A 12,011-nucleotide genomic window follows, 5' to 3' on the forward strand; every position below is an offset into this window, starting at 1 on the left:
ACTCTATTAGAGCCAGCCGTTGCGCTTGAGGGTGCGGTGGATGGAGAAACAGACGACACCGATGAGCGCCAGCACCATCGGATAGCCGTACGTCCACCGCAGTTCGGGCATGTGCTCGAAGTTCATGCCGTAGACCCCGCAGATCATCGTCGGGACGGCGATGATCGCCGCCCAGGACGTGATCTTGCGCATGTCCTCGTTCTGCGTGACGGTGGCCTGCGCCAGATTGGCCTGGAGGATGGAGTTGAGCAGTTCGTCGAAGCCGATGACCTCTTCGTGCACCCGGGCCAGGTGGTCGGCCACGTCACGGAAGTACTTCTGGATGTCGGGGTCGATCAGCCGCATGGGGCGCTCGCTCAGCAGCTGCATCGGCCGCAGGAGCGGGGACACGGCGCGCTTGAACTCCAGGACCTCGCGCTTCAGCTGGTAGATCCGGCCCGCGTCCGACCCTCGCGGGCTGCCCTTCGCCGGGGTGGAGAACACGTCGATCTCCACCTCGTCGATGTCGTCCTGCACCGATGCCGCCACCGCGATGTAGCCGTCGACGACGTGGTCGGCGATGGAGTGCAGCACGGCTGAGGGCCCTTTGGACAGCAGCTCCGGATCCTCCTGGAGGCGGTGGCGCAGGGCACGCAGCGACCCCTGTCCGCCGTGCCGGACGGTGACGACGAAGTCCCGCCCGGTGAAGCACATCACCTCACCGGTCTCGACGACCTCGCTGGTCGCGGTCAGCTCGGCGTGCTCGACGTAGTGGATCGTCTTGAAGACGGTGAACAGGGTGTCGTCGTACCGCTCCAGCTTGGGCCGCTGGTGGGCGTGGACGGCGTCCTCGACGGCCAGCGGGTGGAGACCGAACTCGCGGGCGATACCGGCGAACTCCTCCTCGGTCGGCTCGTGCAGACCGATCCAGGCGAAACCGCCCTCCTCCCGCACCTGCAGCATCGCCTCACGCGGTGTCAGGCAGGACGCCTCGGTGATCCGGCGTCCGTCCCGGTAGACCGCGCAGTCGACGACGGCGCTGGAGACGGACGGGTCACGGGTGGCGTCGTAGCTGTTGTACGGGGTGTTGCTCTTGCGGTGGGACGGGCGCACCGCGGCGCGCAGGTCACGGATCATCGACATGGCTGGCTCCTCTTCACGGAGGGCCGTCGGCGGGCACGTGGAACAGCCCGGAACGAGGACGTGCGCACACGTCCGCAAAGCGGGCGGCACCGCGCGGGCACGATGACGGCGTTCGCTACAGACAGGCAAAAACGAGGTGCACTTCCGGTGCGCGAACTGCCGTGGTGACGTCGGGGAAGGGCGTCAGATCACAGAAGGAAGGCGTCGAGCGGAAGGGCGGTCGGTACTGCACGGTCGACTTGGATCCACCGCAGCCCCACCTCCTCCGGCCGGTCCCCCGTGGGGGATCACGTGTTGTCGGGACTGAGAGCGACGCTTCTGCGTGCTGTCCCGACCGACGCCTCAGGCTATCAGCCAGGTGAGGAGCCAATCCCTTCCTTTGCCCGTTCCCTACGCGTTCTATGCTCGCGGCATGGGAGAAATTCTTGATCTGGTCGAGGCCCGGCTCCGTACGGCGCTGGGGGAGCCGGACGCGCGCGCCGATGTGACGTTCCTCGGCACGGACCGCATCGAGGTGCTCCGCTTCATCGACGGCGACATCGTGCGCTACGCCACGCTCGGCATGTCCGCCCAGCCGATGGCCGACCCGACCGCGCCCCTCGCCGACCCGGTGAAGGGCCCGCGCGCCGAACTGGTCCTGTCCGTACGGGTCGGGCTCGCCGACACCGACCAGGTGCTCCGGCCCCTCGCGGTGCTCGCGGCCTCCCCGCAGGTCGAGGGGCTGATCGTGGCCCCCGGCGCGTCGCTGGACCTGGGGCAGCCGCTGTGGACCGGGGCGCCCTTCAGCTCCGTCCTGGTCGCCGAGCCCGGAGGTCTGGTCGAGGATCTGGAGCTGGACGACCCGATGGAGCCGGTGCGCTTCCTGCCGCTGCTGCCGATGACGCACAACGAGGCCGCCTGGAAGCGGGTCAGGGGTGCGCAGGAGCTCCAGGAGCGCTGGCTCTCCCAGGGCACCGACCTGCGGGACCCGCTGCGCGCGTCCGTACCGCTGGACTGACGCCGGCCGGGCGCGGGGAGGCCCCGCCCGCGGCCGGGAGGGAACCGCGAGCGGGGCGGGGAGGCCGGGAGGGCCGACGGCGGGTCAGTCGGCGAAGGCGCTGACGCCGTCCTCCGCGGCGTGGCGCGGCTCCAGCTCCCGAGCCTCGTGGGTCAGCGCGTTGCGCCGGACCGCGATGACCACGGCTCCGACGAGGGCGGCGCCCGCGGCCACCACGAAGGGGGTGTGGATGTCGCTCCACTCCTCGATCTTCGGCGCGAGGTAGGGCGCGGCGGCCGCGGCGAACCAGCGGACGAAGTTGTATCCGGCGCTCGCCACCGGGCGCGGTGCGTCCGACACGCCGAGGGCCAGTTCGGTGTAGACGGTGTTGTTCATACCGATGAAGGCGCCCGACACGATGGTGCAGACGATGGCCGTCGTGTGGTCGCCGTAGCCGAGGACGACCAGGTCGGCGGCGAGCAGCACCAGGGAACCGCCGACCACCTTCAGCGAGCCGAAGCGGCGCTGCAGACGCGGGGCGACGAGCACCGAGAAGACGGCGAGCAGCAGGCCCCAGGCGAAGAACACCGCACCGGACCTGTACGGCGACATGTCGAGCACGAACGGCGTGAAGGCCAGGATCGTGAAGAACGCGTAGTTGTAGAAGAACGCCGACCCGGCGACGGACGCCAGTCCGCCGTGGCCGAGCGCCTTGACGGGGTCCAGCAGCGAGGTCTTCCGCGCCGGCCTGGGCTGCTCCTTCAGGAACGCGGTGATGCAGAGGAATCCGATCGCCATCAGGACCGCGGTCCCGAAGAACGGGTAGCGCCAGCTGGCGTCGCCGAGCAGGGCGCCGACCAGGGGGCCGCAGGCCATGCCGAGCCCGAGCGCCGATTCGTACAGCAGGATCGCCGCGGCACTGCCGCCGGCGGCGGCGCCGACGATCACAGCGAGGGCGGTGGACACGAACAGCGCGTTGCCCAGGCCCCAGCCCGCCCGGAAGCCGACCAGTTCGGCGACGGAGGAGGACGTTCCGGAGAGCGCGGCGAAGACGACGACCAGCGCGAGGCCGGCCAGCAGGGTCTTGCGTCCGCCGATGCGGCTGGAGACGAAGCCGGTGACCAGCATCGCGACCGCGGTGATCAGGAAGTACGAGGTGAACAGCAGGGAAACCTGGCTGGGCGTGGCCTCCAGCCCCTTGGCGATGGAGGGCAGGATCGGGTCCACCAGGCCGATCCCCATGAAGGCCACGACCGAGGCGCCCGCCGTGGCCCAGACGGCCTTCGGCTGCCGCAGGATGCTGGCCGGCCTCTCGTCGAACGGATCCTCTCCCCGCATGACTTCTCTCGCTCTCACTAGATCGTTGCGTTATACACAGAATAAGTTAGCGATCCTAATAAGTGCAAGCTACATTTATCTGTGCGGGCGGGAGCCGCGCTGCGGTCGGGTGATCGTCCTTGACGCGGCGACGACCGGAGAGGACCGTTGGGCGCTATGAGGGGCGAACCCAGTTGCCCGAAGTGCGGTGGCCGGGTCAGGGCGCCCGGCCTCTTCGCCGATGCCTGGCAGTGCTCCACGCACGGCCAGGTGCACCCGATGCAGCCGGTGGTCCCGCCCAGCGTGGAAGCGCTGGGCGTGGTGGTGCACCGCGCGCAGGTGCCGGTGTGGATGCCCTGGCCGCTCCCGGTGGGCTGGCTGTTCACAGGCGCGGCGTACGCGGGCGACGACCGCAGTGGCGGCAGGGCGAGTGCGGTCGCCTGCTCGGGTCCCGGCCCGCTCGGAGGCATGGGTGAGCTGCTGCTCGTCGCCGAGGAGCTCGGTGTCGGGCTCGGCGCGCGCTACGCGGGCATCGACGGCCCCGACCCCGGCTCCGGTCTGCGGGTCGACACGGCTCCCGACGCCAAGGTGCTCGCGGCGGGACGGCCCACCGCGCTCTGGCACGTCAAGGACGCGCCCCCCGACCGGGCGGTCTTCGCGGGCGAGGCGCGCGGACTGTGGCTGTGGGCGATCGTCTGGCCCGAACAGTCCGGGCTCCTCATGTACGACGAACTGGTGCTGACCGACCTGCGCGACGCCGGAGGGGAAGTGGACCTCCTGCCGTGCGGAGCGCTCACACCCAGGCTGCTCAGCAGGCCCTGAGGGCGGCCGGACGGGTGACGGCCGGCGGTTATCCTTGACCGTCCCCTGTCCGTCCGCCAGCACTGGAGTACGCGTCGTGCGCATCGATCTGCACACCCACTCCACGGCCTCCGACGGCACGGACACCCCCGCCGAGCTGGTCGCCAACGCCGCGGCCGCCGGCCTCGACGTCGTCGCGCTGACCGACCACGACACCGTCGGTGGTCACGAGGAGGCGGTGGCCGCCCTCCCCGAAGGCCTCACCCTCGTCACCGGTGCCGAGCTCTCCTGCCGTGTCGACGGCGTCGGCCTGCACATGCTGGCCTACCTCTTCGACCCGTCCGAACCCGAACTCGCACGTGAGCGCGAACTCGTCCGGGACGACCGGGTGCCGCGGGCGCAGGCCATGGTGCGAAAGCTCCAGGAGCTGGGCGTCCCGGTCACCTGGGAGCAGGTCGCGCGGATCGCCGGGAACGGCTCGGTCGGCCGCCCGCACGTGGCGAGCGCCCTCGTGGAACTCGGCGTCGTCGGCTCGGTCTCCGACGCCTTCGTCCCGGCCTGGCTCGCGGACGGCGGACGCGCCTACGCCGGCAAGCACGAACTCGACCCGCTCGACGCGATCCGGCTGGTCAAGGCCGCCGGCGGCGTCACCGTCCTCGCCCACCCGCTCGCGGTCAAGCGCGGCCAGGTGGTGCCCGAAGCGGTGATCGCGCGGCTCGCCGCCGCCGGTCTCGACGGCGTCGAGGTCGACCACATGGACCACGACGAGCCCACCAGGGCCCGGCTGAGAGGGCTCGCCGGAGAGCTGGGGCTGCTGCCCACCGGGTCCAGCGACTACCACGGCAGCCGCAAGACCGTCCGGCTCGGGGAGTACACCACCGACCCCGAGATCTACGGCGAGATCACCCGGCGTGCCACGGGGGCCTTCCCCGTGCCGGGCGCCGGCGGACCGCTCCCTGCGTAACGGGGTCCCTCTCCTCCCTCCCGAGCTTCCCCCTGTCGCGTACCCGTGCGCCCGGACGCCCTCCGGCGTGCCGGCGCGCGCGTATCCCCCTGTCCGGCCCGCTCATCTCTCGCAAGGCTCACCGTGTTCGACATCGCTGTCTTCGGCTCCCTCTTCCTCACCCTGTTCGTGATCATGGACCCGCCCGGAATCACCCCGATCTTCCTGGCGCTCACCGCGGGCCGCCCCGCCAAGGTGCAGCGCAGGATGGCCCTGCAGGCGGTCGCCGTCGCCTTCGGCGTCATCGCCGTCTTCGGCCTGCTCGGCCAGCAGATCCTCGACTACCTGCATGTCTCCGTACCCGCGCTGATGATCGCGGGCGGGCTCCTCCTGCTGCTCATCGCGCTGGACCTGCTGACGGGCAAGACGGACGAGCCGACGCAGACCAAGGACGTCAACGTCGCCCTCGTGCCGCTCGGCATGCCGCTGCTCGCCGGACCCGGTGCGATCGTCTCGGTGATCCTCGCGGTGCAGAACGCCGACGGGACCAGTGGCCAGATCTCGGTCTGGGCGGCCATCGTCGCGATGCATCTCGTGCTCTGGGTGACCATGCGGTACTCACTGCTGATCATCCGTGTGATCAAGGACGGAGGCGTCGTGCTGGTGACCCGGCTGGCCGGAATGATGCTCTCGGCCATCGCCGTGCAGCAGATCATCAACGGTGTCACCCAGGTCGTCCAGAACTCCTGAGGCTCCGGGCCCGGACACCACAGCGCCCCCGCACGGGCCTTCCGTGCGGGGGCGCTTCGTCTTCAGCTCGTCATGCGCCCGAAGTCGGCGACGCGAAGCGATGCAAGGTGTTACGAAGCCGACGTGTCGGCCGGCCGGATGTAGATGCGCTGGCCCATTGCCGCGGCCTGCTGCACGATCCGGTTGACGGAGGCGGCGTCCACGACGGTGCTGTCCACGGCGGTACCGTCGACATCGTCGAGTCGCATGATCTCGAAGCGCATATGGCTTCCCTTCGTCTGATCCTCCTGCTGGAGAACTACTGGGAGGACGGGCTGGCCGTCCGCAAGGATGGGGAGCGCAAGGCGTCTGCGCCTCGCGCTCCACAGGGGGTACAACGACTTGCTTACTGCAAACATTCCCTACGCTAAGGAAATTTTTTGGATGTCTAAGTACCCGTCGGTAATCAGCCATGCGCGGACAATGAGGTCCGCATGAGACACGGGGACCCGCGGACGGACGAGGAGACGGACGTCCGCGAACAGCTGGACCGCACCAACGAGCTGCTCCAGCGCGTACTCGCCGAGGTGTCGAAGACCCCGTCCACCCACGCGATCTTCGTGGACGCCGGATACGTCTACGCGGCGGCCGGTCTCCTCGTCACGGGCACCGAGGACCGCCGGTCCTTCGATCTGGACGCGGAAGGGCTGATCGAGGCCTTCATCGACAAGGCCCGTACGATCTTCGCCGACAGCCGGCTGCTGCGCGTGTACTGGTACGACGGCGCCCGGCGCCGGATCCACACCGTCGAGCAGCAGTCCATCGCCGAACTCCCCGACGTCAAGGTCAGGCTGGGCAATCTCAACGCCAACAACCAGCAGAAGGGCGTCGACTCACTCATCCGCACCGACCTCGAGTCGCTCGCCCGGCACCGCGCCATCAGCGACGCGGCACTCGTCGGCGGCGACGAGGACCTGGTCTCGGCCGTGGAGGCGGCCCAGGGGTACGGAGCCCGCGTCCACCTCTGGGGCATCGAGGCCGGTGAGGGGCGCAACCAGGCGGAGCCGCTGCTCTGGGAGGTCGACAGCCAGCGCACCTTCGACCTCGACTTCTGCCGCCCCTACGTGACCCGCCGCTCCGTCACCATGTACGAGGACGACGGCCCCGCGCCCGCGCGCGAGGACGTGCGCTTCGTCGGCGCCCAGATCGCCGCCGGCTGGCTCTCCACGCGCGGCCGTGACGCCCTCGCCGACCTGCTGCCCGGCCATCCCTACCTGCCGGGATCCGTCGACCAGGACCTGCTCGTCGAGGCCGAGCGGCTCCTGTCGCACTCGCTGCGCGGCCACGCCCATCTGCGCCGGGCGCTCCGCGACGGCTTCTGGCAGCACCTGCAGGCGCAGTACTGACGCCGGCCGCCCGGCCGCACGGGTGAGCGTCAGACGCCGTTCCAGAACGAGGCGAGTGCGGCGGCGGTCTCCGCCGGGCGAGCGGTGTTGGGGGAGTGCTCCGCGCCCCCGATCACCGTCCGGCGGGCGCCCAGCCGTTCGGCCATCGTGTCGAGCAGCGGTACCGGCCAGACGTCGTCGCGCTCGCCCGAGATCACATGCACGGGAAGGGGGAGCGCGGCGAGCTCGGCCACCCGGTCCGGTTCGCACGACAGCTGCGCGCCCGTGGCGATCAGCTGGGCCGGATCGTGGCGGAGCCAGCGGCGGCGCAGGTCCTCGCCGTCACCCGTGTCCGCGTCCTCGGGCGGGTCCATCGCCCGCATCAGCTGCCAGACCTCGTCCATGGTCCAGCGCCCCACCGCGTCGCCGAGCAGTCGCGCCTTCTTCTGCTGGGCGGGGTCGATCTCGGCCGGACCGGACGACATCAGGGTCAGCGAACGGAAGGGGGCCGCATCCATGAGCACCGCCGCACGCGCGATCTGGCCGCCCAGGGAGTGCCCGAGCAGATGGATGCCGCCGGACATCGGGCCATCGCTCGCGGCAGCGGCCTGGGCCAGCACGTCCCTCGCCAACTCCACCTGAGCGTAAGACTCCTGACGGTTCGTCCCCTCGGTCTCGTACTGCCCCCGGCCGTCGACGGACAGCACGCGGAAGCCGGCTTCGGCGAGGGGTTCGAGCAGCACGATGAAGTCCTCCTTGCTGCCGGTGTACCCGGGCAGCAGGAGCGCGGTGGAGTGGGCGCCGGCAGACGGCGCGGCGTCCAGCACGGCGAAGTCCCCGCGCTCGGTGCGCAGTACGCGGGAACGGGCGCAGGGGGGTGGGGTGAAGGTGGGCGGCCGGCTCATGGGGCCGAGCGTATCGCCGGGGGCCCGGGCGCGCCCGGGCAGACGTACGGCCCCGGCCCCCGCGAGGCGGGAACCGGGGCCGTACGGACGTGACCGCGGCCGGTGATCAGCCCTCGGCCGACTCGGCGGCCGCCGCCGCGCGGGAACGGCGCCTGCGCGGCTTCGCGGGTGCGGCCTCGCCGTCCGTCACGGCCTCGGACACGGCGGTGATCTCCGCCGCCTTGTCCGCTGCCGCGGCGCGCGGCCGACGGCGGCGCGGCTTGGTCTCCGCCGCGTCCTCGGTGGTGACCGCCGTGGCAGCGGTGGCGACCGCCTCGGCCTTCGGCTTCGCGGCGGCACGGGGGCGGCGGCGCTGCTTGGTCTCGGTCACGGGCTCGGAGGCCGGAGCGATCTGGAAGTCGACCTCGTCGGCCGGCTTCACGACCCGGGTGCGGCGGCGCGGCTTGGTGGCCACGGGCTCCGCGGCGGACGGGGCGATCCCGACGGTCTGGAAGTCGACCACGGGCTCGGCGACCGGCACGGACGCGACGGCAGGCTTCGTCGCCGTCGCCCGCGCGCGGCGGCGGCGCGGCTTCGGCTCCTCGGCCGGCGCGGCCTCGGCCTCGGGCGCGGGTGCCGCGGCGGCCGGGGTCTCGACGACGGCGACGACGGCCTCCGCGACGCCCTCGGTGACGACGGCGCGGGTGCGGCGCCGGCGGCGCGGGGTGCGCGGCTCCGAGGAGTCCTCACCGGCCGGCTCGGCCGTCGGCGCGGGCACGGTGACGGCCGCCTCGTCGACGGAGCCGCCGCGTGTGCGACGACGCTGACGCGGTGTGCGCGGTCCCCGTTCCTCGCGGGGAGCGGGGGTGGAGGGGGCGGACTTGCGGCCGCGGCCGCCGGTCTCGCCGAGGTCCTCGACCTCCTCCGCGCGCAGACCCGCACGGGTCCGCTCGGTGCGCGGCAGGACACCCTTGGTGCCGGCCGGGATGTTGAGCTCCTCGTACAGGTGCGGGGACGTGGAGTACGTCTCCGGCGGGTCCGGGAACTTCAGGTCCAGGGCCTTGTTGATCAGCTGCCAGCGCGGGATGTCGTCCCAGTCGACCAGCGTGATCGCGATGCCCTTGGCACCCGCGCGGCCGGTACGGCCGATGCGGTGGAGGTACGTCTTCTCGTCCTCCGGCGACTGGTAGTTGATGACATGGGTCACACCCTCGACGTCGATGCCGCGCGCGGCGACGTCGGTGCAGACGAGGACGTCCACCTTGCCGTTGCGGAAGGCGCGCAGCGCCTGCTCACGGGCGCCCTGGCCGAGGTCGCCGTGGACCGCGCCTGACGCGAAGCCGCGCTTCTCCAGCTGCTCCGCGATGTCGGCGGCCGTGCGCTTGGTGCGGCAGAAGATCATCGCCAGCCCGCGGCCCTCGGCCTGCAGGATGCGGGAGACCATCTCCGGCTTGTCCATGTTGTGCGCGCGGTAGACGTGCTGGACCGTGTTCTTCACGGTCGTGCCCTCGTCGTCGGGCGACGTGGCGTTGATGTGTGTGGGCTGCGACATGTAGCGGCGGGCGAGGCTGATGACGGCACCGGGCATGGTGGCCGAGAACAGCATCGTCTGGCGCTTCGGCGGCAGCATGGTGATGATGCGCTCGACGTCGGGCAGGAAGCCCAGGTCGAGCATCTCGTCGGCCTCGTCCAGGACGAGGACACGGATGTGCGAGAGGTCGAGCTTGCGCTGGCCCGCCAGGTCGAGCAGCCGGCCCGGGGTGCCGACGACCACGTCGACGCCCTTCTTCAGGGCCTCGACCTGGGGCTCGTACGCCCGGCCGCCGTAGATCGCGAGAACGCGGACGTTACGGGCCTTGCCGGCGGTCAGGAGGTCGTTGGTGACCTGCTGGCAGAGCTCACGGGTGGGGACGACGATCAGGGCCTGCGGCGCGTCCGTCAGCTTCTCGGGCGCGGCGCGGCCGGCCTCGACGTCGGCGGGGACGGTCACGCGCTCCAGCAACGGAAGACCGAAGCCGAGCGTCTTGCCGGTGCCGGTCTTGGCCTGGCCGATGACGTCGGAGCCGGAGAGCGCTACGGGGAGCGTCATCTCCTGGATGGGGAAGGGGGACGTGATGCCGACCGCCTCGAGGGCTTCGGCCGTCTCGGGAAGGATTCCGAGGTCGCGGAACGTAGTCAGGGTGCTGCCTCTTCTGTGAGACGCGGCCCGAGGCGAACGCTGGGGGTCGTACCGTGCCGGGGTTGGTCATCCGGCCGTGGATGGGCCGGGTGGCGCGGGACCACTGCCGTCGCTCGAGCGCTCGTGCCGCTGAGGGGGCCCCTCATCTGCGGTCGTACGTGGAGTACGCCCCGCGTGGAGGGCTGTCGGGTCGGAGCCGATCGGGCCACCGACCGGGCATCCTCATTCAATGTCGCGCTCCTGGCACAGCAAATGCTCAGTAAGCGCAATACCACTGTACCCCGGATTCGCGCATGCGTGTTGGGCGAATTCATCGGAACGGTGTGATGTCTCCTACCGGCCGGGCCCGTCCGTCCCTGGCGGGGCGGGCTATTCTGCGCTCCATGGAGACGCCTGACAACGCCACTGAAGTATCCGACGAAGCCCCCGCACCGACCGGGATCGCGGCCCAGGACTGGGCCACCGCCTCCGCCGACCCGCAGTACCGCGCCGCGGTCGTGGATCTGCTCGGGGCGCTCGCCTACGGGGAACTCGCGGCCTTCGAGCGGCTCGCGGAGGACGCGAAACTCGCGCCGACACTCGGTGACAAGGCGGCCCTGGCGAAGATGGCGTCCGCCGAATTCCACCATTTCGAGCAGCTCACCGACCGGCTCACGGCCGTCGACGAGGCACCGACCGCGGCCATGGAGCCGTTCGCCAAGGCCCTGGACGACTTCCACCGGCAGACGGCCCCGTCGGACTGGCTCGAGGGCCTGGTCAAGGCGTACGTCGGCGACTCGATCGCCAGTGACTTCTACCGTGAGATCGCCGCCCGCCTCGACACGGACACCCGCTCCCTGGTCCTCTCCGTGCTCGACGACACCGGCCACGGGAACTTCGCCGTCGAGAAGGTGCGGGCCGCCATCGAGGCGGAGCCCCGCGTCGGAGGCAGGCTCGCCCTGTGGGCGCGCCGGCTGATGGGCGAGGCGCTCTCGCAGGCGCAGAGGGTGGTCGCGGACCGCGACGCCCTGTCCACCATGCTCGTCGGCGGCGTGGCGGACGGCTTCGACCTCGCGGAGGTCGGCAGGATGTTCTCCCGGATCACCGAGGCGCACACCAAGCGGATGGCCGCGCTCGGTCTCGCGGCCTGAGCGGAGCGCCGCGGGCGGCGGGCCCTACTGGGCCGCCGCCGATCGCGGCACCGGCCGGCGGCCGCGCGGGCGGATCAGCAGGGAGAGCGTCACCGCCCCGACGAGCACGGCGCCCGTGGGCGTCGCCAGGAGATGGCCGGAGCCCAGCGTCGAATGGGTCAGATACGCGCCGAACAGGGCGCCCAGGCCACCCGTGGCGAACACCACGCGGGACGACGGGAGCCGGCCGGGCAGAGAGTGGAGCGCGACCCAGGAGAGGGCGAGTCCGAGCACGACGGAGCTGATGGATTCCCAGAGCACAGAAGGGTCACCTCGCTTGATTGCGTGGCGGTCGGTCGGTCGTAGGCCGTCTTACCCGGGGCCTGCGGAATACAACCCTCCTGGGCCTCTGTGAACCCCACCGAGGGAAGCATCGGGAGCAGGTCCGAAGGAGGAGAGGTGGGGGGGGGGGGGGGGGGGGGGGGGGGGGGCGGCCGCCGGCGCCCCCCCCCGGGGGGGGGGGGCGCCCCCCCCCCCCCCCCCCCCCCGGGGGGGGGCGCGGGGGG

12 protein-coding genes are annotated in these 12,011 nt (G+C 71.4%); 6 read left to right on the plus strand and 6 right to left on the minus strand.

Annotation, left to right across the window (positions count from 1 at the left end):
* Nucleotides 1-6: 6 nt before the first annotated feature.
* Complete coding sequence (locus ACIRJR_RS08690) at nt 7-1,122, minus strand: magnesium and cobalt transport protein CorA (protein WP_403775863.1); 1,116 nt, start codon at nt 1,120-1,122, stop codon at nt 7-9.
* Nucleotides 1,123-1,534: 412 nt separating this feature from the next.
* Between ACIRJR_RS08690 and ACIRJR_RS08695 the strand changes: the two genes are divergently transcribed.
* Nucleotides 1,535-2,119 (plus strand): suppressor of fused domain protein, encoded by a 585-nt coding sequence (locus ACIRJR_RS08695; RefSeq protein ID WP_403775866.1) that lies wholly within the window; start codon nt 1,535-1,537, stop codon nt 2,117-2,119.
* A gap of 84 nt (nt 2,120-2,203) precedes the next feature.
* On the opposite strand, the gene ACIRJR_RS08700 is transcribed toward ACIRJR_RS08695, so the two are convergent.
* Nucleotides 2,204-3,436 carry an MFS transporter gene (locus ACIRJR_RS08700; RefSeq protein WP_403775869.1) on the minus strand — a complete coding sequence of 411 codons (1,233 nt, stop codon included), beginning with the start codon at nt 3,434-3,436 and terminating at the stop codon, nt 2,204-2,206.
* 156 nt (nt 3,437-3,592) lie between these two features.
* Here ACIRJR_RS08700 and ACIRJR_RS08705 point away from each other — a divergent pair, with 156 nt between their 5' ends.
* The 3 genes from ACIRJR_RS08705 (at nt 3,593) to ACIRJR_RS08715 (ending at nt 5,909) form a co-directional block, all read left to right on the plus strand.
* Nucleotides 3,593-4,237, plus strand: a complete 645-nt coding sequence (locus tag ACIRJR_RS08705) for a DUF6758 family protein (RefSeq protein ID WP_403775872.1) — start codon at nt 3,593-3,595, stop codon at nt 4,235-4,237.
* A gap of 76 nt (nt 4,238-4,313) precedes the next feature.
* Complete coding sequence (locus tag ACIRJR_RS08710) at nt 4,314-5,180, plus strand: PHP domain-containing protein (protein ID WP_403775875.1); 867 nt, start codon at nt 4,314-4,316, stop codon at nt 5,178-5,180.
* A 123-nt stretch (nt 5,181-5,303) separates the two neighbouring features.
* Complete coding sequence (locus tag ACIRJR_RS08715; protein ID WP_403775878.1) at nt 5,304-5,909, plus strand: MarC family protein; 606 nt, start codon at nt 5,304-5,306, stop codon at nt 5,907-5,909.
* 110 nt (nt 5,910-6,019) lie between these two features.
* Here the strand turns inward: ACIRJR_RS08715 and ACIRJR_RS08720 are convergent, their stop codons facing one another.
* Entirely contained in the window at nt 6,020-6,172 is a 153-nt protein-coding gene (locus ACIRJR_RS08720; RefSeq protein ID WP_014154223.1) for a hypothetical protein, read from the minus strand.
* A gap of 210 nt (nt 6,173-6,382) precedes the next feature.
* On the opposite strand from ACIRJR_RS08720, the gene ACIRJR_RS08725 reads away from it, so the two are divergent.
* A complete protein-coding gene (locus tag ACIRJR_RS08725) occupies nt 6,383-7,294 on the plus strand; it encodes an NYN domain-containing protein (protein WP_403775881.1) in 912 nt (303 codons plus the stop codon).
* A 29-nt stretch (nt 7,295-7,323) separates the two neighbouring features.
* Here the strand turns inward: ACIRJR_RS08725 and ACIRJR_RS08730 are convergent, their stop codons facing one another.
* Both ACIRJR_RS08730 and ACIRJR_RS08735 read right to left on the minus strand, forming a co-directional pair.
* A complete protein-coding gene (locus ACIRJR_RS08730; RefSeq protein ID WP_403775884.1) occupies nt 7,324-8,178 on the minus strand; it encodes an alpha/beta fold hydrolase in 855 nt (284 codons plus the stop codon).
* A gap of 106 nt (nt 8,179-8,284) precedes the next feature.
* Entirely contained in the window at nt 8,285-10,246 is a 1,962-nt protein-coding gene (locus ACIRJR_RS08735; RefSeq protein ID WP_403775887.1) for a DEAD/DEAH box helicase, read from the minus strand.
* Nucleotides 10,247-10,719: 473 nt separating this feature from the next.
* Between ACIRJR_RS08735 and ACIRJR_RS08740 the strand changes: the two genes are divergently transcribed.
* On the plus strand, nt 10,720-11,466 hold the full coding sequence (locus ACIRJR_RS08740; RefSeq protein WP_403775890.1) for a ferritin-like fold-containing protein: 747 nt from the start codon (nt 10,720-10,722) through the stop codon (nt 11,464-11,466).
* A 24-nt stretch (nt 11,467-11,490) separates the two neighbouring features.
* Here ACIRJR_RS08740 and ACIRJR_RS08745 read toward each other — a convergent pair whose 3' ends face one another.
* Entirely contained in the window at nt 11,491-11,766 is a 276-nt protein-coding gene (locus ACIRJR_RS08745) for a hypothetical protein (protein ID WP_403775893.1), read from the minus strand.
* Nucleotides 11,767-12,011: the final 245 nt, after the last annotated feature.

The organism is Streptomyces sp. NPDC102402, from assembly GCF_044765765.1.
Lineage (GTDB): Bacteria > Actinomycetota > Actinomycetes > Streptomycetales > Streptomycetaceae > Streptomyces.